We start from the raw sequence: 24,931 nt of genomic DNA on the forward strand, positions 1-24,931 counted from the left end.
TAAAAAGATAAAGAAAAGTGGAGATGAAAGATGAAATTTCAGGTGAGTAATTTATTTCGGAAGAAAGATGAATCAGAAGGAAATAATGCGGTTGAGACAGAGACACAGGTAGCAGAAGACGCATCGAAAAAAGAAGCTGAGGCTGCACCGGAGCAGACAGCAGTTACTGCAGAGGAAGAAGTAACGGTGTGTCCAAAGTGTAAGCAGGAATTCAAGAAGTCTGCGATTAAGGACAACTACAATGTATGTATCGCGTGTGGATATCATTATGTGGTTTCCGCAGAGAAGCGTGTGCGTCTGCTGGTAGATCCGGGTACGTTTAAGCCGCTTCGCTGTAAGGTTGCATTTTCCAATCCGTTAGACATGCCGGAGTATGAGGAGAAAATCGAGCGTCTGCAGGAAAAGACAGGACTTGAAGAGGCAGTCTATACCGGCGTTGGTAAGATTGATGGAAACGAAGCAGTCATCGCTGTCATGAGCAGCAAGTTCCTGATGGGAAGTATGGGTATGGCTGTCGGTGAGAAAGTTACGAATGCGGTGGAATATGCAGACAAAAAACATCTTCCGCTTATTATATTTACCGCAAGTGGCGGGGCCCGTATGCAGGAGGGAATTTTATCCCTGATGCAGATGGCGAAGACAAGTGCGGCAATCGAGAAGTTCAGTGAACATGGTGGATTATATATTTCTTATCTGACACATCCGACGACCGGAGGCGTAACTGCCAGCTTCGCAACATTAGGAGATATCACACTGGCAGAGCCGGATGCTTTGATCGGATTTGCCGGACCGCGTGTAATCGAGCAGACGATCGGTCAGAAGCTTCCGGATGGGTTTCAGCGTTCGGAGTTCCAGATGGCACATGGATTTGTAGATCAGATTGTGCCGAGAGACAAGATGCGGGAAGTCATCTCCCATATTTTACGTTTGCATGCGAAGAAAGGAAGATAATCATGATTAAAGAGATAGATGAGAGAATTACGGAAATCGATAAAGAAATCGAAGAGATCATGTCAAGTGATCTCGTAGATGAGGCAAAGGTATATGTCCTCAAGCGGGAACGTCATGATCTGATACATATGTGTAAAAATCTGAACAGCCATGACAAGGTATATCTTGCGCGTCATAAGAAACGTCCGAAGATCACGGAGTATGTTGATGCAATTTTTGATGATTTCTTCGAGCAAAAAGGGGATGCACTTGGCAAGGAGGATGCTAGTATCTATGGAGGTATTGCAACCTATCATGGAATCCCTGTGACGGTCATCGGACATCGTAAGGGAAATGATCTTGCAGAGAATATGAAATGTAATTTCGGTATGCCGGGACCGGAAGGGTACCGCAAGGCACTGCGTCTGATGAAACAGGCAGAGAAGTTTGGAAGACCAATCATTACATTTATCGATACACCGGGTGCGTATCCGGGATTAGAAGCAGAGAACAATGGACAGGGTAGTGCCATTGCAGTAAATCTTGCGAAGATGAGTGCACTGAAGGTGCCGGTAATCGCAGTTGTAACTGGAGAGGGAAGCTCCGGCGGTGCGCTTGCCATCGGTGTGGCAAACAGTGTGTTGATGCTTGAAAATGCGGTGTATTCCATTCTTTCCCCGGAAGGTTATGCTTCGATTCTGTGGAAAGATTCTTCGCGGAGCGAGGAAGCTGCGGAGATGATGAAGCTTACTGCACAGGATCTGAAGGAGTTCGGCGTAATCGATGATATCATTCCGGAGCCAATCGGCGGTGCACATCTGAATCATAAGGTTGTATTCAAGGCAACTGATCGTGCAATCAAGAAAGAGCTTGACAAATACATCAAGATGAACCCGGATGAAGTTGCGAAGCATCGTTATAAGAAATTCAGAACGATCGACAATAAATATCTGCATGTAATCTAAGAGAAATCTGCAGAAAGAGAGTGACAGAGAGTAAGAGGAAAAAAAGATGAAAGAAGGCTTACATATTGTAGGTATGGGACATTATGCCCCGGAACACGTAGTGACAAATGATGATTTAAGTAAGATTGTAGATACAAATGATGAGTGGATCTCCAGCCGTACCGGTATCCGCAGAAGACATTTTATTACCGAAGAGAAGAATCAGGATATGGCGATTGCTGCTGCAAAGATGGCAATCGAGGATGCAGGCATTGACAAGTCTGAGATCGGTGTTGTGATTGTAGCGACGATTCGTCCGGATCATATGACACCTTCGATGGCATGTATGGTACAAAAGGAATTAGAACTTCCGCAGGATATTCCTTGTTTTGATATCAATGCAGCATGCTCGGGATTTATGTATGGTGTACAGATTGCAAGAGGTATGTTGCTTCAGAGTGACAAGAAATATGGCGTGGTTATCGGTAGTGAGACCTTATCCAAGATTCTTGATATGAATGACAGAAGTACTTGTATTCTGTTTGGAGATGGTGCGGGTGCTGCCGTTGTTGAGCTTTCGGATACACACCGGTATTTCGGAATTCTTGGCGCAAAGGGGGATGATTCTGTCCTTGAGTGCAGCAACGAGGATTTACAGCCTCGTCATGTCAGCATGCTTGGAAGTGAAGTATTTAAGTTTGCAGTCAGCACAGTTCCAAAGACCGTCATGCAGCTTTTAGATAAGGCTGGTGTGACAGCGGATGATATTGATCTGTATGTCTGTCATCAGGCGAATAAGCGTATCATTGAGTCTGTGGCAAAGAAATGTAAACAGAGCATGGACAAGTTCTATATCAATCTGGATGAGTATGGAAATACAAGTTCTGCAAGTATTCCAATCGCACTTTCCGAGATGAACCAGAAGGGCATGATCAAACCGGGCATGAAGATGATCTGCGTAGGATTTGGCGGCGGCCTTACCTGGGGCGGTGCGTATCTGGAATTTTGATAAAATTTGTTCAGATCAATTATAGAAGCTACTGTGCTTATGCGTAGCACAATTATGAAATAGAAAATTGGGCATAGTGTGAGGAGGATAAAGATGAGATTAAATGAATTCCTTGGAATCAAGTATCCGATTATTCAGGGTGGAATGGCGAATATCGCACTTGGCGAGTTTGCGGCCGCTGTCAGCAATGCCGGTGGACTCGGACTGATTGCATCCGGTGGATTTGACGCAGAGCGTATCCGTGAGGAGATTAAGAAGTGCCGTGCTTTGACAGATAAGCCGTTCGGTGTAAATCTGATGCTGATGAATCCGGATGTCGACAATATCGCGAAGATGTTGGTCGAGGAGAAGGTAGATGTGATCACAACCGGAGCCGGAAGCCCGGAGAAATATGTGGCTGACTGGAAAGCGGTTGGCACAAAGGTGATTCCAGTTGTCAGCGGCGTGGCTCTTGCAAAGCGTATGGAGCGTATGGGTGTAGATGCCCTGATTGCGGAAGGCGGCGAGAGTGGCGGACATGTCGGTGAGATGACAACAATGACACTTGTACCGATGGTTGTTGATGCAGTCAATATCCCGGTTATTGCAGCCGGTGGTATCGCAGATGGCAGAGGCATGGTTGCAGCATTTGCGCTTGGTGCAATCGGTGTACAGATCGGAACCGTGCTGCTTGCCAGTGAAGAGTGTCCAATTCATATCAACTACAAGGAAGCAGTCATCAAAGCAAAAGATAACGGAACAGCAGTGACCGGTAGATCCAGTGGAGCACCGGTACGTGTAATCAAAAACCAGATGGCACGGGAATATCTGAAGATGGAAGGCAAGGGCGTTCCTAGAGAAGAGTTAGAACAGCTTACTCTTGGTTCTCTCCGTAAGGCTGTCTTAGATGGCGATACAAAGAATGGTTCCCTGATGGCTGGTCAGGTGTGCGGTCTTGTAAAGGAGATCAAGCCGGTAGCTGAGATTCTGAAGGGATTGTACGAGGATTCTCTTGCAGAGCTTGCAAAGCTTGCAAAGGAGGGAATCTAATAAAAATATGAAAAGAGGGACAAATGTTATGTCCCGCACGATCTTATAAAATATGAATCTGAATTAGTCAGAATTGTGAAAGATAAGTAGGAGGAAATTATGAAAATCGGTTTTTTATATGCTGGCCAGGGTGCACAACATGTCGGAATGGGAAAAGATCTCTATGAGGCATATCCGGAGTTCCGCGAAGTATTTGACAATGTAAAGCTGGATTTTGATGTGAAGGAGTGTTGTTTTGACGGTCCAATCGAGAAGCTTGGACAGACAAGATACACACAGCCATGTATGGTAGCCTTTGCGGTTGGCGTGACAAAGATTCTTGCAGCAAAGGGCATCGTACCGGAGATTGCAGCCGGACTTTCGCTTGGTGAGTATTCTGCACTCTATGCGGCAGGTGTATTCGAGGAACAGCAGGTAATCAATCTTGTTGCATACCGTGGTAAAGCGATGGAAGAGGCAGTTACCGGTAGAGATACCGGTATGATCGCTGTTATGAGTCTCGACCGTGATACTATTAAGGCATGCTGCAAGCAGGCTGAGGAAGAATTTGCAGACAGCGAGTTCCATATCGCTGAGGTTGCAAACTATAACACACCGGTTCAGGTAACTGTATCCGGTGATACACCGGTTATCACAAGAGCCGGAGAGCTGATGATGGAGAAGGGTGCAAGAAGAATCGTGCCTATCGCAGTCAGCGGACCATTCCATACATCCTTGATGAAGCCGGCGGGGGATAAACTTGCGGAGCGTTTTAAGAACGAGCATTTCGGAGAGATGAAGTTCCCGGTACTGTTTAATGCAACCGGTAAGGAGCTTGCAGCAGATAAGACAATTCCTCAGATGCTTGAGACACAGGTACAGAGCAGTGTATATTTTGAGGATTCTATCAAGTATATGATTGAGCAGGGTGTCGACACTTTCATCGAGGTTGGTCCGGGAAAGACGCTTTCCGGATTCGTGAAGAAGATCGACCGCAGCTTTGCTACGTATTCTGTAGAAGATATTGATTCATTAAATGCGGTACTTGAAGCACTTGGGAAGTAAAATTGGAGGGAATCTATGACATTAGAGAATAAAACAGCCATTGTCACAGGCGGCAGCCGTGGAATCGGACGTGCAATCTGTGTTGCACTTGCACAGGCAGGTGCCAATGTTGTAACGTGTTATGCACATGGCGCAGCCGGTGCGGAAGAGACGGTAAAACAGTGCGAGGCATATGGTGTAAAGGCATCTGCGATTCATGCAGATGTTGCAAATAATGAAGACGTACAGGCACTTGTTGCAAAGGTGAAGGAAGAATACGGAAGTATTGATATCTTAGTGAACAACGCAGGTATCACGAAGGATAACCTGATGTTGAAAATGACAGAGGAAGATTTCGAGCAGGTCATTGATACGAACTTAAAGGGTGCATTTTTGTGCATCAAGCATGTATCTAAGATTATGCTCAAGCAGAAGCGCGGACATATCATCAACATCAGCAGCGTGGTCGGTGTCCGTGGAAATGCCGGACAGGTGAACTACGCATCCAGCAAGGCAGGTTTGATCGGTATGACAAAATCTGTTGCGAAGGAGATCGGTTCTCGTGGCATCACCGTAAATGCGGTGGCACCGGGATTTATTGAGACAGATATGACAGCAAAGCTTCCGGAGACGGTCGTGGAAGAGAACTTAAAGAGTATTCCGATGAAGAAGCTTGGCAAGGTAGAAGATGTTGCAAATCTTGTCCGGTTTTTAGCAAGTGATGATGCAAGTTATATTACCGGTCAGGTCATCTGTGTAGATGGCGGTATGGCAATGTAGGAGGGAAAAATGAGCAGAAGAGTTGTGATTACAGGTTTAGGAACTGTAAACCCTTTGGGAAATAACGTAGAGACCACATGGGAAAATGTAAAAAAAGGTGTCTGCGGAATTGATGAGATTACAAGAATTGATACGACAAACCATGCAGTGAAGCTTGCCGGAGAGGTAAAGGATCTGGATGTAACAGCCGTAATTGACAAGAAGGATGCCAGACGTATGGACCGCTATGCGCAGTACGCTGTTGTTGCGGCGGATGAGGCATTTAAACAGAGCGGACTGGATATGGAGAAGGAAGATGCGGAACGTTGTGGAGTCATCTTCTCCAGCGGTATCGGTGGCATGGAAGTCACAGAGAAAAACTACCAGACTGGCGAGAGACGTGGTTTCGACAAGATCTCCCCATTCTATATTCCGATGACAATCGCGAACATGGGTGCCGGAAATATCGCAATCCGTTTTGGATTTAAAGGTATCTGTACTTGCGTTGTAACTGCCTGTGCATCCGGCAATAATGCAGTTGGTGACAGCTTCCATTATATTCGTGATGGATATGCAGATGTCATGATCTGTGGCGGTTCTGAGGCAGCAATCACGGATATGGCAATCGGTGGATTTACAGCTATGCAGGCATTGAATACTACAACCGATAAGAACCGTGCTTCGATTCCGTTTGATAAGGAACGGGCAGGTTTTGTTATGGGTGAAGGTGCAGGTGCACTTGTATTGGAGGAGTATGAGCATGCAAAGGCACGTGGTGCCCAGATCTATGGTGAGGTCGTTGGATATGGCGCAACGTGTGATGCATACCATATCACAGCACCATGTCCGGATGGAGCAGGCGGAGCAGCGTGTATGGCAATGGCAGTAAAGGATGCAGGAATCAAGCCGGAGCAGGTTGGCTATATCAATGCACATGGTACATCCACACACTTAAATGATGCCGGTGAGACGATGGCAATCAAGACAACATTTGGTGAGCATGCATATAAGCTGATGGTAAGCTCTACAAAGTCTATGACCGGACATCTGCTTGGCGGTAGTGGCGCGGTAGAAGCGGTTATTACAACTCTTGCATTGCATGATGGATTTATTCCTGCAACGATTAACTATCAGGTGCCGGATGAAGAATGTGATCTGGATATCGTTCCAAATGAAGGCAGAAACGTACAGGTAGAATATGCACTTTCAAACTCTCTTGGATTTGGTGGACACAACGCAAGTATTCTGCTGAAGAAGTTTGAGGCGTAGATTGCAGGACAAAGGAGAAGAAGATGGAATTAAATTCAAATCAGATACAGGAGATTTTGCCACATCGTTATCCGTTCCAGTTAGTTGACCGAATCACGGATTTTGAACCGGGCAAATGGGCGAAGGGTGTGAAATGCGTATCCGTGAATGAGATGCAGTTTCTGGGACATTTTCCAACACAGCATGTTATGCCGGGCGTACTCGTGATTGAGGCACTCGCACAGGTTGGTGCGATTGCGATTTTATCTGAGGAAGAACACAAAGGAAAGACCGCATTTTTCGGTGGTATAAAGAATGCGAGATTCAAGAAACAGATTACACCAGGCGATGTAATCGAGATGGAATGTGAGATTATAGACCAGAAGGGACCGATTGGTTCCGGAAAGGCTGTCGCAAAGGTAGATGGAAAAGTTGCAGTAACGGCAGAACTTACATTTGTCGTAGGCGCATAAAGCGTGTATAATAATAGGGCTGTCACAGACAGCTCTATTTTTTAAGGAGTAAAATAATAGATGGGAGAAAAGAAATTAACGAATCGGAGTCTTGTTCCGGTGCTTTCTGTTGCAGGTTCAGATTGTTCCGGTGGCGCCGGCATACAGGCAGATCTTAAAACGATGCTTGCAAATGACTGCTATGGTATGTCAGTCATCACTGCATTGACTGCGCAAAACACGATGGGAGTGGCCGGTATTATGGATGTGACACCGGAGTTCCTGCGGAAACAGATTGATGCAGTGTTTTTGGATATTCCGCCGAAAGCTGTGAAGATTGGCATGGTATCGGATAAAACCCTGATAAAAACGATTGCAGAAGCAATGAATGATTGGCATGCAGAAAATATTGTTGTGGACCCGGTGATGGTTGCAACAAGCGGAAGCCGGTTGTTAAAGGAGGATGCGATTTCCTGTCTGACAGAAAGACTTCTTCCGCTTGCTACACTGATTACACCGAATATCCCGGAAGCAGAGCTGCTTACCGGAATGCCGATTCAGTCCAAATCGGATATGGAACAGGCGGGAAGATGTCTGTATGACAGATTTCATTCGCAGGTGCTGATCAAGGGTGGACATGCAGTTGAAGATGCCAGTGATGTGTTAGTTGGAAAAGAAGTGGTCTGGTTTCATGGTTTACGCATCGACAATCCAAATACACATGGAACCGGATGTACCTTATCCTCTGCGATTGCATGTGGACTAGCAAAAGGATATTCGGTTGCGCAGAGTATCGGTCATGCAAAAAGTTATCTTAGTGGAGCGCTTTCGTCGGACCTTGATCTTGGCAGAGGGAGTGGACCAATCGACCATGGATGGCAGATACAGGAAATCATCTGCTCCATATAGATTGTTTTGCCCCAAAATGACATGAGAATAAAAGAGAAAAGTCAGGTTAAAATCTGGAGAATAAACAGAATATGAAGATAAAAAAAGAACAGTTACAGGTCTATGCTGTAACAGATACAAAATCAATCAGAAAAGAACGATATGCAACCCTGTATGATGCTGTGGAAGCGGCAATCAGGGGTGGAGCAACGATTGTGCAGCTGCGGGAAAAGGAACTTTCCGAAGATGCATTTCTTGCAGAGGCAACGGAGATTAAGAAACTGACGCAGAGATATGGTGTTCCGCTTATTATCAACGATAATGTGGCACTCGCAAAAGCCTGTCAGGCAGATGGCGTACATTTGGGACAGGGCGATATGCAGGTAGAAGAGGCGCGTGCTATCCTTGGAGATGCGGCAATCATCGGTGTATCCGCACACAATGTAGAGGAAGCGCTGCTTGCCGAAAGACAGGGTGCCGATTACCTTGGCTCCGGTTCAGTATTTGTGACAACGACAAAGAGGAATGTAACAGCACTCCCTTTGAAGACGTTGCGGGACATCTGTCGTGCTGTGCAGATTCCGGTTGTGGCAATCGGAGGTGTCAGTGCGGAGAATATCGATCAATTAGTTGGCTGTGACGTGGCAGGTGTCGCGGTGGTATCCGCAATCTTCGCACAGGAAGAGATTGAGACAGCGACCAAAGCGCTTAAGGCACAAGTGCAGGAGATGCTTGCCAAGACAGAACAGTTTGATGTTTTATACAAGAAACTGACACCACTCTTACAAGGGAAGAAGGGTGTGCTTTTTGATATGGACGGAACACTGATTGACAGTATGCCGATGTGGCGGACGCTGGATGTGGAATATATCGGTCGATATGGTATCTGCCCGGATACGGAGTTCCATCACCAGGTGGCAACGATGACACTTATTCAGGCGGCGCATTTTATTAAAGAACGGTTTGATATTCCGAAGACCGCAGAGGAAATCTTTGATGATTTCCAGAATATGGTAATAGAGGAATACAGGGATACGATTCCCCTAAAGCCATATGCCCGTGAACTTGTTAAGTGGATGAAACGGGATGGCTATAAGGTGGCGGTTGCAACGGCAAACGAGATTCATTTAAGTGCGTCAATTGTAATCTGAGATTCCATACCCGCCATCTCAGACTTCTTTAAAAGTTAATAGTAATAAGTGTAAAGGAAGGGTATGGATTTTCCTTTACAAATTCAAGAGACTGACTGGATTGTTGGTCTCTTTTTTGTTATGCTTTGATTTCTGGCGGCTGGAAAGGAGCTACCATGTCAAAGTTTTTAACATATGAAGATCGATTAGTTATTGCACAACTCCTTCAGGAGAATGTCTCTTTTGGAGTTATAGGAAAGAAGTTAGGCAAGGATCGTACCACGATTGCAAAGGAAATAAAAAAGCATTCCTATGATAAGAAAAGTGGTCGCCCAGGATATCCTTACAATCCATGTAAACATCGCAGTACATGCAAAGCTAAAAAGCTGTGCGGAAACAGTTGTACGCATCAATCAGCGTATAAATGCAGTCTGTGTTCCGAGTGTACATTACATTGTCCGGATTTTGCAGAGGATATCTGCTCCGTTAAAACCAAACCTCCATATGTATGTAATGGTTGTAGCCAGCTTCCCCAATGTACCTTGTTAAAACGCATTTATGGCCCGGCAGATGCTCATGAAATGGCACATCAGTCTATTTCGGAATCCAGGACAGGTATTTTATCCAATGAGGATGATATAGCAAGAATCAACGGAATCATCAGCCCCTTGGTTAAAAATGGACAGTCTCTTCATCAGATTTATATAGAGCATGTTGATGAAATCATGTGCAGTGAAAAAACATTGTATAACTATGTTGATGCCCAGCTTTTTGATATCCGTAACATTGATCTGCCTCGTAAAGTAAAGTATCGCCCGCGATACAAACAGCCTGAATTCAAGGTAGACAGAGGATGTCGTATTGGTAGAAGCTATACTGATTTCCAGAAGTTTCTTGAAGCAAAGCCGGAGTCTGCTGTTGTACAGATGGATAGTGTTATCGGACGTGTGGGAGGCAAATGCCTGCTTACTATACATTTCGTTGAAACAAGTTTAATGCTTGCATTTCTGCGAGATTCAAATACTTCAGCATCTGTCATACAGATTATAAATCTGTTGGATAAAGTCCTTGGAAATGAAGATTTTTCACGGTTGTTTCCGGTTATTCTTACGGATAATGGAAGTGAGTTTTCAAATCCAAAAGCAATTGAAAAACGAGATACGATTCCATGCAGCAGAACGAATGTATTTTACTGCGATCCAAGTGCACCTTACCAAAAGGGAGCCTGTGAAGTGAATCATGAGCTGATACGTCGTATCCTGCCAAAGGGAAGCAGCTTTGATGATTTGACACAGAAGGATATTTTTCTGATGATGGATCATATCAATTCTTATAAAAGAAAAAAGCTGAACAACCGTAGCCCATACGAAACGTTCAGCTTTTATTACGGAGAAGATATACTTAAGAAACTTGGATGTAAACCGGTTGCCGCCGAAAACATCATCTTAAAGCCTAAACTTCTCAAAAAGTAACAGATAAATTTGCAAAGTGCCGCCAGAACAAAGACAGCAGAATGACTTCAAAACAGGGATGGATTCTCCGAATACAAAAATTTCGAGCGGGAATTGATCTCTTATTGTCGTGTGCAAATTTATTGCTGAACATATTATAACATGTCAATGTACAAATGAAAATCCGGGAAATTCGCTTACAAAACGGGATTTTCGTTTACAAAGTGGGAATCTCGTTTACAAAATGAGATTTTCATTTACAAAGAGGGACTCTTGCGTTACAAACGGGACTCTCGTTCTACATTTCACCATTCATTTAAGTGAGATGGTACTAGAACGGACCGGACTTATGGCGGATGTTGATACGATTGTCAGCTGTACGATGGCAGGAGCGAGTAAGGAATCACCGGCAGTATATGAGCTTGCCTGTGCGAATATGCAGATTGCTCCGGAAAAGTGTGTGATATTTGAGGACAGCCTGCGGGCTATGTATACAACGAAGAAAGCCGGATTCGTGACGGTTGCGGTTTATGATGATGTGGCAAAGGACAGCTGGGAAGAGATCTGCCGGATTACAGATGAACAGGTGGTGCTTGAATAATGGATAAAAAGAAAAAAACAGAGATACAGACAAGTTGTGATACATGTGCATATCTGATCTATGACGATGAATATGAGGAGTATGTCTGTGACGTGAGCATGGATGAGGATGAGATTGCACGGTTGTATGGGGACAGCCATTACACCTGCCCATATTATAAGAACGGTGACGAGTATAGGGTAGTACGTCACCAGATGTGATATTCAGGCAAGCAAATAAGCAGCGAGACTGCTTGAAGGCAGAGCTGCTTATTTATTTGCCGGATAAATCGTTATTATTCTAATGAAAGTGAAAGGAAAAACAAGATGAAGAAAAATATAGTATTGATCGGTATGCCGGGAAGCGGAAAAAGCACGATCGGCGTACTGCTTGCCAAAGCAATCAATTATCATTTTATTGATGGAGACCTGTTGATCCAGAGACAGGAAGGAAAAACATTGGTTGATATTATCAATGAGAAAGGCATCGATGAATTTTTATCTATAGAAAATCAGGTATTGCGGGATATCAACACGGAAGCATCTGTCATTGCAACCGGCGGAAGTGCGATTTTCTCGGAAGAGGCTATGAATCATTTAGGTAAGCAGGGGTTGATCGTATATCTTGATGTAAGCTGCGAGGAGATCATCCGGCGTGTCAACAATATTTCAACACGTGGTATCGCGATGAAGCCGGGAAAGACACTGGCAGATCTGTATGCAGAGCGCAAACCATATTATGAGAAATATGCGCAGCTCACAATTCCTTGCGATGGAAAGACAATGGAAGAGTGTGTACAGGCGATTAAGGTGATGGTGGATAATCCGGTGCATGCATGTTAGTACATACACATAAAAAAAACATTTCGGGAAATACTACTTCGGAAAGGAGTAGTATTTTTTATGCTTGAAAATTATGTGAGAACCGACCTTGCGTTGGAATTAAAAGATGATATTTCTGAGAAAAATGATATTGCAGGTGTCAGTGTGCAGACATATGAAGATACAGAGTATAATCTGATCAAAACACATATTCGCGTTTTGAATCAGGAAGGTGCAAAACGATTAGGAAAACCGATTGGTAATTATATTACGTTGGAGAGCAATCGGTTGAGTTCGGATGATGAAGATATTCATATGCCATGCGTACTCGCATTGCATGAGGTATTACGGGAATTGCTGAAGGGAGCAAAACGTGTTTTTGTGATTGGGCTAGGAAATCGGAATATTACACCGGATGCACTTGGACCAAGTGTTGTGGATCATTTATATATTACGAGACATCTGTTACGGGAAGGTGTTGTTTATAATTCTATGGAGATTTCTGCACTTTGCCCTGGGGTAATGGCACAGACAGGAATTGAAACAAGCACGATCATACAATCACTATGCAGTGAAGTGGATCCGGATGTGGTGATATGTATTGATGCGCTAGCAGCACGGGAAGCGGAACGATTGAATACAACGATACAGGTATGCGATACCGGAATCACACCGGGGGCAGGAGTTGGAAATCGTCGGTTATCGTTAAATGAAGAGACTTTGGGAGTTCCGGTTGTTGCAATCGGTGTGCCAACAGTTATTTCCATGCCGGCTATGATCAGCCATGCAGTCGAGGGATTGTTAGAAAAACTACCATTATCCGTACTTCGTCAGTACGAAAAAGAAATAGGGGAGTTTGTTCAGACACCGGCGGTATCATCCATGTTTGTGACTCCGAAAAATATTGATGAATTAATTAGGCGTGTCAGCTATACGATCTCAGAGGCAATCAACCGGTTTCTAACATAATACATGTATCTGTGCATATATTATGGTATGGAGAAAAAGTATATAAAAATTGGATTAATCAGCATCATCATTTTGTCTGGGATAGGAATATGGCTTGGAAGACAGGACAATGCTGTTTCAGCACAGGTGAAGCATCTTCTGAAAGAAGGAGTAGTTCCATCGCTTTATTCGGGAAATACAGATCCGAATCTGCAGACAGCCTTTTTTCCTGTGCTTACAAACATTATGGATGAGTCAGAGGATGCATCCTGGGACAGAGTTGCAATCGCGGCACCGGTTGATACAAGTGATGTATTTTCGGATGAGAGTTCCCAGGCAAGTGCGGAAGAGGTCATTGAAGATCAGAATCCTGCTACTTCATCCGATGCAATTATGGAAACGATTAACACAGAACCATTATCGGTTCCGCATGCAATTACATATTCTATGGAACAGCTACAAAATTTTAATTTTCTTGTGCAGAATTGCTATATAATTGATAGTTCAACGAATGTCGCTGCAGAGGAGTTATCGGCGGATTCACTGTTAAAAGAGGATTTTCATATCGATACTTCATCCGGTGACTATAAAGTATTGATTTATCATACCCATGGAAGTGAGGCCTTTTCGGACAGCCGTCCCGGAGTGACGGAGGACACTGTCATTGGTGTCGGGGATGAGCTGACGCGGATTTTGGAGGATGATTATGGAATTCCGGTGTATCATGATCGTACGGTGTATGATGTTGTCGACGGTGTGGAAGACCGCAGCCAGGCATATGATTATGCAAGTGATGGGATTGACGCTATTTTGGAACAGTATCCGTCCATAGAGGTTGTACTGGATATTCACAGAGATGGTGTGCGGGATGAGGTTCGGCTGGTGCGTGAAATTGATGGACTTCCAACGGCACAGATTATGTTTTTAAATGGTATGAGTCGTACAAATGAAAATGGAGAGATTGACTATCTATATAATCCATATCGACAAGACAATCTGGCTTTTAGTCTGCAGATGCATCTGGCTGGCAAGGCAATGTATGGGGATTTGATGCGGCGCATTTATGTACGTGGGTATTGCTTTAATTTAGATAAGAAAGCGCGTTCATCGTTGATTGAAGTCGGAGCACAGACAAATACTGTTGCGGAAGCAAAAAATGCAATGGTTCCTCTTGGTGCAATTCTCTATAAAGTACTGATTGCACAAGAGTAGGAAAGTGTGGTATACTTTTGACAATTAAGAGCATACAGTTCATCGCACTTTTCCGGATGAACAAAAATCGGAAATTATGAGGTTATAAAGTATATGGCACATTTGGATAAAAGTAAAATACGAAATTTCTGTATTATTGCACATATTGATCATGGTAAATCGACACTGGCTGACCGGATTATTGAAAAAACCGGACTTTTGACGAGTCGTGAGATGCAGAATCAGGTGTTGGACAACATGGATCTTGAGCGGGAACGTGGAATTACGATCAAGGCACAGTCAGTGCGTATTGTCTACAAAGCAGAAGATGGAGAAGAATATATCTTCAATCTGATTGACACACCGGGACACGTGGATTTTAATTATGAAGTATCCCGGAGTCTGGCAGCCTGCGAGGGCGCCATCCTGATTGTTGATGCGGCACAGGGAATTGAAGCACAGACACTGGCAAACTGTTATCTGGCGGTCGATCACAACCTGGAGATCATGCCGGTTATCAATAAGATTGATCTGCCATCCGCAGATCCGGACCGCGTTGTAGCGGAAATCGAGGATGTAATCGGAATTGAGGCACACGATGCTCCGCGTATTTCTGCCAAAAATGGTACGAATATAGAGGAGGTATTGGAACAGATTGTGACAAAGATTCCGGCACCGGAAGGTGATGCAGATGCACCTTTAAAGGCACTGATTTTTGACAGCTTATATGATGCTTATAAGGGCGTTATAATTTTCTGTCGTGTGTTTGACGGTACCGTGAAAAAGGGAACGAATATCCGTATGATGGCAACCGATGCGGAGGCAGAGGTTGTACAGGTCGGAATTTTTGGAGCCGGACAGTTTATTCCATGTGATGAGCTTTCTGCCGGTATGGTTGGTTATATTACAGCCAGCCTGAAAAATGTAAAAGATACCACCGTTGGCGATACCGTTACCGATGCGGACAATCCATGTACAGAGGCACTTCCGGGCTACAAAAAGGTAAATCCGATGGTTTACTGTGGATTGTATCCGGCGGATGGAGCGAAATATCCGGATTTAAGAGATGCTTTAGAAAAATTACAGTTAAATGATGCATCCTTAAGCTATGAGCCGGAAACTTCCATCGCACTTGGTTTTGGTTTCCGTTGTGGATTCCTTGGACTGTTGCATTTGGAGATCATTCAGGAGCGTCTGGAACGTGAATACAATCTGGATTTAGTGACGACAGCACCGGGCGTTATCTACCGTGTGCATAAGACGGATGGTGAGGTGATGGAGCTTACAAATCCATCAAACCTGCCGGATCCTTCTACGATTGAATATATGGAGGAACCGTTTGTCAGTGCAGAGATCATGGTTACGACGGAATATGTTGGTGCAATCATGCAGCTTTGTCAGGAACGCCGCGGTGTTTACAAGAGTATGGAATATATGGAGACGACACGTGCGCTCTTAAAATATGATCTGCCGTTGAATGAAATCATCTATGATTTCTTTGATGCGTTAAAATCAAGATCGAGAGGATACGCATCGTTTGACTATGAGATGAAGGGGTATGTCCGTTCGGATCTTGTCAAGCTGGATATCCTGATCAATAAAGAAGAGGTGGATGCGCTTTCCTTTATCCTGCACAAGGATACAGCTTATGAACGAGGCAGAAAGATGTGTGAGAAGCTAAAGGAGGAGATTCCAAGACAGCTCTTTGAGATTCCGATTCAGGCAGCCATCGGTTCTAAGGTTATTGCCAGAGAGACCGTTAAGGCGATGCGTAAAGATGTGCTTGCAAAATGCTATGGCGGTGATATTTCACGTAAGAGAAAGCTCTTGGAGAAGCAGAAGGAAGGAAAGAAGCGTATGCGTCAGGTCGGAAATGTAGAAATTCCGCAGAAGGCGTTTATGAGTGTACTGAAGTTAGATGAGGAGTAGGATAACGAATGAAAAAATATGTGAGCTTATACGTTCATATACCATTTTGTGTTGTTAAATGTAAATATTGTGATTTCCTGTCATTTGACGGGGAAAGTTATGGTACGATGCTTCGTTATGTAGATTGTCTCTGTCAGGAGATTAAGATGTATGCACCGATTGTAGCGGATTATAGTGTGCGCAGCATCTTTATCGGTGGCGGAACACCATCTTTGCTGGACGAATCGCTGATTACTAATATTATGGCTTTTATTCGCCGATATTTCCATGTCGAGAAGAATGCCGAAGTGACGATTGAGGCGAATCCCGGAACGCTTCGCCATCAGAAGTTAAATGGCTATAAAGCTGCAGGCATTAACCGGATCAGTATTGGGTTACAGTCCTGTGATGATGATATGTTAAAGAAGTTGGGACGAATCCATAATTTTGATCAGTTTGTGGCAAGCTACAATGCGGCAAGACGTGCTGGGTTTCAGAATATTAATATCGATATTATGTCCGGACTTCCGGGGCAGACAATCCATACTTATGTTGATACATTGTCACGTGTGATTGAATTTGGACCTGAACATATATCTGCATATTCTCTGAGCATTGAAGAGGGAACTCCGTTTGCAAGGGATCCGCAGATTTTAAATGAGCTTCCGCCGGAGATGGTGGATCGGAGGATGTATGAAATTACGAAGCAACTTTTAGCGGCACATGGGTATGATCGTTACGAATTTTCGAATTATGCAAAACCGGGGTATGAATGCAAGCATAATATGGTATATTGGACCGGTGGGGAATATATAGGTTTTGGTATTGGTGCATCTTCCTATTTCCAGGGAAAACGATTCAACAATATGCGGGATATCTTCAAATACATTGAATTGATGGAGAATCTATCAGATAAATTTGTGGAAATGGATAATATGGAACTTTTGTATAATGACACAACCCGGAATTTACGGGAAAAGGTAACGAATATCTACATAGATGCCCGTATGGAAGAGTTTATGTTTCTTGGACTTCGGATGACTTGCGGAGTGAGTAGGGAGGATTTCAAGGAACGGTTTAATAAAGACATTTATGAGGTATATGGAAGTGTGCTGAACAAATATATTAGTGAAGGATTTATGGCAACTGCGGGAGACCGTATTTTCCTGACTGATGCAGGTATTGATGTAAGTAATGTAATTCTGGCGGATTTCCTGCTTGATTCTTAAATGAATCGGGAAGATTGGATTACTTTTCCTTTGGAAGGTTTATTTACATAGCATAAAAAAGAAACGATTTTCAAAATATGAAAATCGTTTCTTTTTTAATTTTTTAATTCTTTTTGTTTTCTTCTTCCATGTTTTTTCTGGCTGTTGCAAACATGAGCTTGATACGGTTTACCTGATTGACTTCGGAAGCACCCGGATCGTAATCGATAGCAACGATGTTGGCATCCGGATATGCATGACGCAGGGATTTGATAACACCCTTACCAACAATATGGTTTGGCAGACAGGCAAATGGCTGACAGCATACGATGTTGCTGGCGCCGCTATGGATTAGTTCAACCATTTCTCCGGTCAGGAACCAGCCTTCACCGGTCTGGTTACCGATGGAGACAATCGGGCGTGCATATTCTGCCAAAGTCTTGATATGCACAGGTGGATGGAATCGTTTACTCTTCTTTAATGCACTGACTACCGGGTGGCGCAGTGCTTCAAGTGCAGCGATACCAAGGTTACCGTTTCTTGCAGATTTCTTAGTCTTTCCAAGATATTCATATTTGTAATTGTTGTTGTAGAAGCAGTACTGGAAGAAGTCCAGCAGATCCGGCATAACCGCTTCTGCACCTTCTGCTTCCAGAAGATCTACTAAGTGGTTGTTGGCAGATGGGAGGAACTTAACAAGAATCTCGCCAACGATACCAACACGCGGTTTCTTTATATTTTCATTCAAAGGCACGTTGTCGAAGTCTTTGACGATATCATGTACCAGTTTACTGAATCCGCGACCGCCATTTTCCATGCAACGGATGGCTGCATGTTCCCATTTGCGGTGCAACTTATTGACAGAACCCTTTACTTTCTCGTATGGACGAGTCTGGTAGACAACGCGCATAAACAGATCGCCAATCGCAAGTGCCTGCATTGCACATTTGACCGTTTTCATATTCCATACGAAACCGGAGTTGTTCTCAAAGCCCTGTACGGAGAGGGCAATAACCGGAATCTGTGGATAGCCGGCCTTGGCAAGTGCACGACGGATAAAGCCAACGTAGTTTGTTGCACGGCAGCCACCACCGGTCTGTGTCATAATAAGTGCCAGTTTATTGATGTCATATTTGCCGGAAGTGATGGCATGCATCATCTGACCTACAACGATCAAAGAAGGATAGCAGGCGTCGTTGTTTACATATTTTAAGCCGGTATCAATGACTTCTTTTGTTGCATCCGGAAGAATCTCAATATTTAATCCCATATGGCGCATCGCCGGAGCCAATACATTGAAATGAATTGGGGAGAGCTGTGGTACCAATACGGTATAATCCTTCATATCTGTTGTAAATTCGATACGGTTATAATTACTTGGCATCGGACATGGTGTAAAGTTATGTTTTCTTCTGACATTGACCGCGCTGATCAGGGAACGGATACGGATACGTGCCGCACCTAAGTTGCTGACTTCGTCAATCTTTAATACTGTGTAGATCTTGCCGGAATTCGTCAGGATATCGTTGACACAGTCCGTTGTAACGGCATCCAGACCACAGCCAAAGGAATTTAACTGGATCAACTCCAGGTTCTTGCTCGATTTGACATAGTTTGCTGCCTTGTACAGACGGGAGTGGTACATCCACTGATCGGATACAATCAAAGGACGCTCCACCTCTGCAAGGTGTGCAACAGAGTCTTCTGTTAAAACAGCGATATCATAGGAGTTAATAAGCTCCGGAAGTCCGTGGTTGATCTCAGGATCCAGATGGTATGGACGACCGGCAAGTACAATACCGAGTTTATCGGTCTTCTCCAGATAGGCGATTGTCTCTTCGCCTTTCTTCTGGATATCTGCTTTGACTGCATCTGCTTCTGTATAAGCAGCCTCAACTGCATCGTTTATTTCTTCCTTTGTGACATTTGTATATTTTGAGAATTCACGCAACAGACGTTCCTTTAGTGCCTCCTTGTTATCAAGGGCGAGGAATGGACGGATATAGGTGACATCCGGTGCAGAAACCTCTTCCATATTGTTCTTGATATTCTCTGCATAGCTTGTGACAATTGGGCAATTGTAGTGGTTGTTTGCATCCGGTGTCTCGTTGCGCTCATAAGGAATACAAGGATAGAAGATTGTCTTGATTCCCTGCTTCAACAGCCACATAACATGACCATGCGAGATCTTCGCCGGATAACATTCCGACTCACTTGGGATAGACTCGATACCAAGGGTATAGATATCTCTTGATGACTTCGGAGAGAGTAGTACCCGGTAGCCGAGTTTCGTCAGGAATGTAAACCAGAACGGATAGTTTTCGTACATGTTCAGGACACGTGGAATACCGATGACACCACGATAAGCTTCACTTTCGGTCAGCGGTTCATAAGAGAACAACCGGTTGAATTTGTATTCAAATAAGTTCGGCATGTTGTGCTGGTTCTTCTTTAATCCAAGACCACGTTCACAACGGTTACCCGTGATGAACTGTCTTCCGCCTGTGAAACGGTTGATTGTAAGGAGACAGTTGTTCGTACATCCCTTACAACGCGCCATCTTTGTCTCGTAGGTGAGTGCTTCCATTGCTTCCTTGGAGAGCATGGTCGTCTGGTCCCCTTCCTCGTAACGGTCTCGGGCAATCAGCGCAGCACCGAAAGCACCCATGATACCGGCGATGTCCGGTCGGATTGCTTCCCTGCCGGAGATAAGCTCAAAGCTTCGAAGAACCGCATCGTTGTAGAAGGTTCCACCCTGTACAACGATATTCTTGCCAAGTGACTTCGGATCGGTCAGCTTGATTACCTTCAAAAGAGCGTTCTTAATAACGGAATAAGCAAGACCGGCAGAGATGTCAGCGACGCTTGCGCCTTCCTTCTGTGCCTGTTTTACTTTGGAATTCATAAATACAGTACAACGGCTTCCGAGATCAATCGGGCTTTCTGCGAGAAGTGCGATCTTCGCGAAATCCTTCACATCATAATTTAACGATTTGGCAAATGTCTCGATGAAAGAGCCACAGCCGGAGGAACATGCTTCGTTCAGCATGACATTGTCGACGACTTCATTCTTGATCTTGATACATTTCATATCCTGACCACCGATATCTAAGATACAGTCCACGTCCGGATCAAAGAATGCAGCGGCAGTGTAGTGGGCGATTGTTTCTACCTCACCATAGTCGAGCATGAGAGCAGACTTAATTAAGGCTTCTCCATATCCGGTAGAGCAGCCGGCTACAATCTCCACGCCATCCGGGAGTTTTGTATAGATATCTTTCATGGCACGCAGGGTTGTCCGAAGAGGACTACCATCGTTGCTGCTGTAAAAATCATAGAGCAGACTGCCATCCTCGGCGACAAGTGCCACCTTGGTAGTTGTGGAACCGGCGTCGACACCGAGGAAACATTTCCCCTTGTAGGTGGCAAGGTCGGAACGTAATACTTTATTTTTCTCCTGCTTTTTGATGAAAGCATCGTAGTCTTCCTGCGATGCAAACAGCGGTGGAAGACGGTCTACATCCACAGCAATCTTAAGATCAGCAGTGAGCTTTCCACTGATCTCATCCAATGTATAGTGTGTTTCTTCCTTTGCCTGAAGTGCTGCACCGACAGCCGCGAACAGATGCGAATGTCCCGGTGCAATAATATGCTCCGGTGTCAGATTCAGTGTCCGTACGAACGCCTCCTTGAGCTGGTCGAGGAAGTGGAGAGGACCACCTAAAAATGCAACATTTCCTTTGATTGGCTTACCACAGGCAAGACCACTGATCGTCTGGTTGACAACCGCCTGAAAGATAGAAGCTGCAAGGTTTGGCTTTGTTGCACCTTCGTTGATGAGTGGCTGGATATCAGTCTTTGCGAATACACCACAACGCGCGGCAATCGGATAGATCGTATCATAATCCTTCGCGTATGTGTTCAGTCCGGAAGCATCTGTCTGAAGCAGGGAAGCCATCTGGTCGATAAAGGAACCAGTACCGCCGGCACATACACCGTTCATACGCTGTTCCACACCGTTTGTAAAATAAATGATCTTGGCATCCTCGCCGCCAAGTTCGATGGCAACATCCGTCTGTGGAGCATAGTCGGTCAGAGCCTCGGATACACAGACAACCTCTTGCTCAAACGGGATTCCGATGACCTGTGCCAATGCAAGTCCACCGGAACCGGTGATCGTAGGAGCAACATCAACATTTCCAAGCTCCTTGCTGGCATGTTCTACAAGCTCCTTTAAGGTCTCTTTGATATTTGCAAAGTGACGCTTGTATTCCGAAAATAATATGTTATGTTCTTCGTCAATCACAGCAACCTTGACTGTGGTCGAACCAATATCGATTCCTAATTTCTTCATTTAATAATTACCTCTTTTACTATTTCCCATTTCATATTTCTGTATTTTTCGACATCTGACATTATATAGGAAAGAATCGTGAATTTCAACACAAAAATTATGAACATTTTTACCTATTAAGAATAGAATAATCAGAAATGAGTATGGAGATATGTGCGATGGAGCATGAATGTAAGGGAACCGTACACAAAGTTGTTGCAGGAGATACGTTATACAAATTATCAAAAATGTATGGTGTCCGCCTGATTGATATCCTGAAAGAGAATCCATATGTCAATGTCTATAATCTGCAGCCAGGAGATGAAATCTGTATTCCAACAGAGGTGTATGAGGAAGAAGAGAGGCGTTATTATACGGCGAAGGTTGGAGAGACGCTTGGAAGCTTAGTCCGGGAATTTGATACGGATATTGCAGATTTGATGCAGTATAACCGGGAGCTTTACAATCTGCGGGTGCCACTTGGAACAATCATCCGGATCCCGCCGGAGAAAGAAAAATAGCTTTGTGTCTGGATCAATGAAAATTACATTGATCTGTGAAAGAAAAAGTAATTGCTACAGACGGAGAATCCGTGCGTGGCGATTGCTTTTTTTGTGTGAATAAGGTATAATAAACAACGCTAATGCGTGCATATGTCAGTCTTTGAATGTATGATGCAGTTATGTATCTGTATGCACAGCATGGTAGTATAACAGATATGAAGAGTGAAAGTGAGGAAAATCAGATTTGAGTTTTTTTGCGAAATTAGAGAAAAAATTTGGTAGATTTGCGATTCGTAATCTTCCAATCAAGATTGCGGTTGTAATGGCAATCTCATATATATTATGGGCGTTTGTACCGACGTTTGCTGTCAAGCTTGTTTTTTTACCGTATGCGATTTTGGAACAGCATGAGTTCTGGAGATTGTTTACATGGGTATTTTCACCACCGGGAGATTTGAATTTAGTTGGAATATTGATGATCTTTATATTGATTCTGTTTGGACAACAGATCGAACAGGCGATGGGAACATTTATGTTTAACCTATATATATTTGGTGCATGGTTCTGGAATACGGTCATCATGTTAGGCATCAGTATTTACTGTTATTATGCAAATGGTTCCGTTCTTGGCATGATGGATGTTGGAATATGGGCAATGTATTACTTTGATTATGGATTGTTCTTAGCGTTTGCGCTGATGTATTCGGATGCACGCGTGTTGTTTATGTTTTTCATTCCAATCCGTGCTTTCTGGGTCGCAGTTATAGATATGGGATTGATGGCATATGAATTTATGCGGACAAGTACGTTGAATCGGGGTTCTATCATTGCGTATCTGGTGAATTTCTTCATCTTCTACCTGATTATGGGACGGGGTGTCGGTATGCGAAGCTCGAACAGCAAGGCGGCAGCGAAACGAAGAAAACGGGATTATGATCGTCGCGTGGAGAATCTCTCTCGACAGGTAAACGGAGAGGCAGACCGCCGACATAAGGCGCAGCAGATGGGATATCCTTCGAACATAACGAAGCACAAATGTGCGATTTGTGGAAGGACGGAACGGGATGGCGATGATCTGGAGTTCCGGTTCTGCTCAAAATGTAACGGAAATTATGAGTATTGCAATGAACATTTATTTACGCATGAGCATGTGAAATAGGAGACTGATATAATGATAGCAACATGTAAGAAATTAGTGACAGATATACAGAGAGACAAAGACTTAGACACGAAGCTTCCGGAATATGCAGAGCTGCTTGGCAGACAGTATAACTGCTATGCAACGGTAAAGGGAAGCATGAATTATTACACGATGAAGGAAGTATGCGATGAGCAGGAAGACAAGAACATGGATGTCTGCAAATATTTTGCACTTCTGACAGGTTTGTTAGACCGTCATCTCGTTAAGCGCGAGGCAGTGGACGAAGATTCTATGGAAGCAATCGCACAGCTTCGCAGCAATGTAGAATATAAGATGCATATTCTGACCGCTTACACGGATGCATATGAGATTTATGAGTATGTGTTAAACCGTGTGGAGGCTGCCGTGCGTGATGAAGTGGCACCGGTTGATGCAAAGGGACTTTCAGAGAAGATGTTTGCCTATGTATTTGCAGAGAATGATACGGTTGTTATAAACAGTAAATTACAGCTTCTGATGGCGCAGCTTCCGGTTCGTATGACGAAGAATAAGTTTTATGATATTGTCAATTCAACACTCAATATCTATGAGGAGGGCGAGACAACCTCTGTGGATGAGTTTGTTGATATGCTGCGCAGTGCAGTGCTTTTGAAGAAGCCAAAGGGATTTGAGACGGAGTATCCATTTTTATATCATGTTTATACCGATCTTGCAGAGGCTGATTATGCGGCACTCACGCTGCCGGAGTTTGAAGATTTGACGAAACGTCTGAATCAGGCGGCGACGATAATCAACAACGAAGTATCTGCTTACATGTTGCTACAGGAAGTAATCAATGATGTGTATACGATTTTGCTTACGATTGATGCAGCATATGAGAAGAACAAAGAAGATGTACCTGGATATGCGGCTGCACTTCGCATTATTGAGGCGTGTGTAAAGGCAGAGACAATCGAGCAGTTACCGGATGAAGTGATGGATGAGTTTTTCACAATCGAAGGTGTGCAGGAGCGCGTGTATGAATCTATCGTGATATTGGAAGCAGTGCTGGATGAGATTCGCGTTGGAAAAGCAGAACAGATCGAATCACTTACATTGACAGAGGCATTTGACCGTCTGGATAAGGTGAGCAAACTGCTTTCTACAAGTTTGTTTATCGACCTTGACAAGATTACAGGCAAGGCAGAAACTGCGGATCATGCGTATATCACAGCGAAGAAGGAAGCACTTGTAAAGGAACTTGGTGATTTGTTTGCAAGTGTGAAGAAGCCGGTTTACCGCAGTATGATGTGTAAGCTGCTTGCTGCAATGCCGATCTTCATGAATACACAGCAGGAGATCCGGGATTATTTTGATTATGTAATTGAGAATTGTAAGGATGACAGCGAGCTTATGGCATGTAATAAACTGATTTCAGAGATGATAGAGGAGTAAT

The 24,931-nt window shown here is 44.1% G+C and carries 22 protein-coding genes; 21 read left to right on the forward strand and 1 reads right to left on the reverse strand.

What is annotated here, in order from left to right; all coding sequences use genetic code 11:
• Positions 1 to 30: 30 nt before the first annotated feature.
• The 18 genes from accD to hemW all read left to right on the forward strand — a co-directional run bounded on the left by accD (position 31) and on the right by hemW (position 17,540).
• Positions 31 to 951 (forward strand): acetyl-CoA carboxylase, carboxyltransferase subunit beta, encoded by a 921-nt coding sequence (gene accD, locus KP625_RS01745; RefSeq protein ID WP_238298968.1) that lies wholly within the window; start codon positions 31 to 33, stop codon positions 949 to 951.
• Positions 952 to 953: 2 nt separating this feature from the next.
• Complete coding sequence (locus KP625_RS01750; protein WP_238298970.1) at positions 954 to 1,895, forward strand: acetyl-CoA carboxylase carboxyltransferase subunit alpha; 942 nt, start codon at positions 954 to 956, stop codon at positions 1,893 to 1,895.
• 46 nt (positions 1,896 to 1,941) lie between these two features.
• Complete coding sequence (locus KP625_RS01755; protein WP_178017164.1) at positions 1,942 to 2,883, forward strand: beta-ketoacyl-ACP synthase III; 942 nt, start codon at positions 1,942 to 1,944, stop codon at positions 2,881 to 2,883.
• A gap of 93 nt (positions 2,884 to 2,976) precedes the next feature.
• A complete protein-coding gene (locus tag KP625_RS01760) occupies positions 2,977 to 3,912 on the forward strand; it encodes a DUF561 domain-containing protein (protein ID WP_177969620.1) in 936 nt (311 codons plus the stop codon).
• A gap of 99 nt (positions 3,913 to 4,011) precedes the next feature.
• Complete coding sequence (gene fabD / locus KP625_RS01765; RefSeq protein ID WP_177969619.1) at positions 4,012 to 4,956, forward strand: ACP S-malonyltransferase; 945 nt, start codon at positions 4,012 to 4,014, stop codon at positions 4,954 to 4,956.
• Positions 4,957 to 4,971: 15 nt separating this feature from the next.
• Positions 4,972 to 5,715, forward strand: a complete 744-nt coding sequence (gene fabG, locus KP625_RS01770) for a 3-oxoacyl-[acyl-carrier-protein] reductase (RefSeq protein ID WP_238298972.1) — start codon at positions 4,972 to 4,974, stop codon at positions 5,713 to 5,715.
• A gap of 9 nt (positions 5,716 to 5,724) precedes the next feature.
• On the forward strand, positions 5,725 to 6,963 hold the full coding sequence (gene fabF, locus KP625_RS01775) for a beta-ketoacyl-ACP synthase II (RefSeq protein ID WP_238298973.1): 1,239 nt from the start codon (positions 5,725 to 5,727) through the stop codon (positions 6,961 to 6,963).
• A gap of 23 nt (positions 6,964 to 6,986) precedes the next feature.
• Positions 6,987 to 7,415 (forward strand): 3-hydroxyacyl-ACP dehydratase FabZ, encoded by a 429-nt coding sequence (gene fabZ / locus KP625_RS01780; protein WP_118373356.1) that lies wholly within the window; start codon positions 6,987 to 6,989, stop codon positions 7,413 to 7,415.
• A gap of 60 nt (positions 7,416 to 7,475) precedes the next feature.
• On the forward strand, positions 7,476 to 8,303 hold the full coding sequence (gene thiD / locus KP625_RS01785) for a bifunctional hydroxymethylpyrimidine kinase/phosphomethylpyrimidine kinase (RefSeq protein WP_177970168.1): 828 nt from the start codon (positions 7,476 to 7,478) through the stop codon (positions 8,301 to 8,303).
• A gap of 71 nt (positions 8,304 to 8,374) precedes the next feature.
• Positions 8,375 to 9,433, forward strand: a complete 1,059-nt coding sequence (thiE, locus tag KP625_RS13645; protein WP_370641387.1) for a thiamine phosphate synthase — start codon at positions 8,375 to 8,377, stop codon at positions 9,431 to 9,433.
• A gap of 155 nt (positions 9,434 to 9,588) precedes the next feature.
• Positions 9,589 to 10,884: an IS30 family transposase gene (locus KP625_RS01800; RefSeq protein WP_238297905.1), complete on the forward strand. Its 1,296-nt coding sequence runs from the start codon at positions 9,589 to 9,591 to the stop codon at positions 10,882 to 10,884.
• Between the two features lie 304 nt (positions 10,885 to 11,188).
• Positions 11,189 to 11,464, forward strand: a complete 276-nt coding sequence (locus tag KP625_RS01805) for an HAD-IA family hydrolase (protein WP_238298974.1) — start codon at positions 11,189 to 11,191, stop codon at positions 11,462 to 11,464.
• On the forward strand, positions 11,464 to 11,664 hold the full coding sequence (locus KP625_RS01810; protein WP_177970170.1) for a DUF6472 family protein: 201 nt from the start codon (positions 11,464 to 11,466) through the stop codon (positions 11,662 to 11,664). Before KP625_RS01805 ends, KP625_RS01810 begins: the two co-directional genes overlap by 1 nt.
• 105 nt (positions 11,665 to 11,769) lie before the next feature.
• Positions 11,770 to 12,285 (forward strand): shikimate kinase, encoded by a 516-nt coding sequence (locus KP625_RS01815; protein WP_177970171.1) that lies wholly within the window; start codon positions 11,770 to 11,772, stop codon positions 12,283 to 12,285.
• Positions 12,286 to 12,345: 60 nt separating this feature from the next.
• On the forward strand, positions 12,346 to 13,233 hold the full coding sequence (gene gpr, locus KP625_RS01820) for a GPR endopeptidase (protein ID WP_177970172.1): 888 nt from the start codon (positions 12,346 to 12,348) through the stop codon (positions 13,231 to 13,233).
• A 27-nt stretch (positions 13,234 to 13,260) separates the two neighbouring features.
• Positions 13,261 to 14,424 carry a stage II sporulation protein P gene (locus tag KP625_RS01825; RefSeq protein WP_238298976.1) on the forward strand — a complete coding sequence of 388 codons (1,164 nt, stop codon included), beginning with the start codon at positions 13,261 to 13,263 and terminating at the stop codon, positions 14,422 to 14,424.
• Between the two features lie 93 nt (positions 14,425 to 14,517).
• Positions 14,518 to 16,332 carry a translation elongation factor 4 gene (gene lepA, locus KP625_RS01830; RefSeq protein ID WP_238298978.1) on the forward strand — a complete coding sequence of 605 codons (1,815 nt, stop codon included), beginning with the start codon at positions 14,518 to 14,520 and terminating at the stop codon, positions 16,330 to 16,332.
• 8 nt (positions 16,333 to 16,340) lie between these two features.
• A complete protein-coding gene (hemW, locus tag KP625_RS01835; RefSeq protein ID WP_238298980.1) occupies positions 16,341 to 17,540 on the forward strand; it encodes a radical SAM family heme chaperone HemW in 1,200 nt (399 codons plus the stop codon).
• A gap of 103 nt (positions 17,541 to 17,643) precedes the next feature.
• Here the strand turns inward: hemW and KP625_RS01840 are convergent, their stop codons facing one another.
• Positions 17,644 to 21,873 carry a 2-hydroxyacyl-CoA dehydratase gene (locus KP625_RS01840; RefSeq protein ID WP_238298981.1) on the reverse strand — a complete coding sequence of 1,410 codons (4,230 nt, stop codon included), beginning with the start codon at positions 21,871 to 21,873 and terminating at the stop codon, positions 17,644 to 17,646.
• Between the two features lie 137 nt (positions 21,874 to 22,010).
• Here KP625_RS01840 and KP625_RS01845 point away from each other — a divergent pair, with 137 nt between their 5' ends.
• From KP625_RS01845 to KP625_RS01855, 3 genes are all read left to right on the forward strand, one after another.
• Positions 22,011 to 22,373, forward strand: coding sequence for a LysM peptidoglycan-binding domain-containing protein (locus KP625_RS01845; RefSeq protein WP_238298983.1), 363 nt, complete (start codon positions 22,011 to 22,013; stop codon positions 22,371 to 22,373).
• 226 nt (positions 22,374 to 22,599) lie between these two features.
• The gene (locus KP625_RS01850; RefSeq protein WP_238298985.1) at positions 22,600 to 23,514 is read left to right on the forward strand and encodes a hypothetical protein; all 915 of its coding nucleotides are present in this window, start codon (positions 22,600 to 22,602) and stop codon (positions 23,512 to 23,514) included.
• A 12-nt stretch (positions 23,515 to 23,526) separates the two neighbouring features.
• Positions 23,527 to 24,930, forward strand: coding sequence for a hypothetical protein (locus tag KP625_RS01855; RefSeq protein WP_177970413.1), 1,404 nt, complete (start codon positions 23,527 to 23,529; stop codon positions 24,928 to 24,930).
• The last annotated feature ends 1 nt before the right edge of the window (position 24,931 follow it).

The sequence above is a fragment of the Eubacterium sp. MSJ-33 genome (assembly GCF_022174665.1).
Lineage (GTDB): Bacteria > Bacillota > Clostridia > Lachnospirales > Lachnospiraceae > Coprococcus_C.

What these genes read in the sequence shown, in the direction of transcription:
- KP625_RS01845 (WP_238298983.1), top strand. Translation starts at nt 22,011, where the DNA reads ATGAGTATGGAGATATGTGCGATGGAGCATGAATGTAAGGGAACCGTA.
- fabZ (WP_118373356.1), top strand. Translation starts at nt 6,987, where the DNA reads ATGGAATTAAATTCAAATCAGATACAGGAGATTTTGCCACATCGTTAT.
- KP625_RS01825 (WP_238298976.1), top strand. Translation starts at nt 13,261, where the DNA reads ATGGAGAAAAAGTATATAAAAATTGGATTAATCAGCATCATCATTTTG.
- KP625_RS01750 (WP_238298970.1), top strand. Translation starts at nt 954, where the DNA reads ATGATTAAAGAGATAGATGAGAGAATTACGGAAATCGATAAAGAAATC.
- lepA (WP_238298978.1), top strand. Translation starts at nt 14,518, where the DNA reads ATGGCACATTTGGATAAAAGTAAAATACGAAATTTCTGTATTATTGCA.
- gpr (WP_177970172.1), top strand. Translation starts at nt 12,346, where the DNA reads ATGCTTGAAAATTATGTGAGAACCGACCTTGCGTTGGAATTAAAAGAT.
- KP625_RS01800 (WP_238297905.1), top strand. Translation starts at nt 9,589, where the DNA reads ATGTCAAAGTTTTTAACATATGAAGATCGATTAGTTATTGCACAACTC.
- KP625_RS01840 (WP_238298981.1), bottom strand. Translation starts at nt 21,873, where the DNA reads ATGAAGAAATTAGGAATCGATATTGGTTCGACCACAGTCAAGGTTGCT.
- fabD (WP_177969619.1), top strand. Translation starts at nt 4,012, where the DNA reads ATGAAAATCGGTTTTTTATATGCTGGCCAGGGTGCACAACATGTCGGA.
- KP625_RS01760 (WP_177969620.1), top strand. Translation starts at nt 2,977, where the DNA reads ATGAGATTAAATGAATTCCTTGGAATCAAGTATCCGATTATTCAGGGT.
- KP625_RS01805 (WP_238298974.1), top strand. Translation starts at nt 11,189, where the DNA reads ATGGTACTAGAACGGACCGGACTTATGGCGGATGTTGATACGATTGTC.
- thiE (WP_370641387.1), top strand. Translation starts at nt 8,375, where the DNA reads ATGAAGATAAAAAAAGAACAGTTACAGGTCTATGCTGTAACAGATACA.
- thiD (WP_177970168.1), top strand. Translation starts at nt 7,476, where the DNA reads ATGGGAGAAAAGAAATTAACGAATCGGAGTCTTGTTCCGGTGCTTTCT.
- KP625_RS01755 (WP_178017164.1), top strand. Translation starts at nt 1,942, where the DNA reads ATGAAAGAAGGCTTACATATTGTAGGTATGGGACATTATGCCCCGGAA.
- fabF (WP_238298973.1), top strand. Translation starts at nt 5,725, where the DNA reads ATGAGCAGAAGAGTTGTGATTACAGGTTTAGGAACTGTAAACCCTTTG.
- KP625_RS01855 (WP_177970413.1), top strand. Translation starts at nt 23,527, where the DNA reads ATGATAGCAACATGTAAGAAATTAGTGACAGATATACAGAGAGACAAA.
- accD (WP_238298968.1), top strand. Translation starts at nt 31, where the DNA reads ATGAAATTTCAGGTGAGTAATTTATTTCGGAAGAAAGATGAATCAGAA.
- KP625_RS01815 (WP_177970171.1), top strand. Translation starts at nt 11,770, where the DNA reads ATGAAGAAAAATATAGTATTGATCGGTATGCCGGGAAGCGGAAAAAGC.
- hemW (WP_238298980.1), top strand. Translation starts at nt 16,341, where the DNA reads ATGAAAAAATATGTGAGCTTATACGTTCATATACCATTTTGTGTTGTT.
- fabG (WP_238298972.1), top strand. Translation starts at nt 4,972, where the DNA reads ATGACATTAGAGAATAAAACAGCCATTGTCACAGGCGGCAGCCGTGGA.
- KP625_RS01810 (WP_177970170.1), top strand. Translation starts at nt 11,464, where the DNA reads ATGGATAAAAAGAAAAAAACAGAGATACAGACAAGTTGTGATACATGT.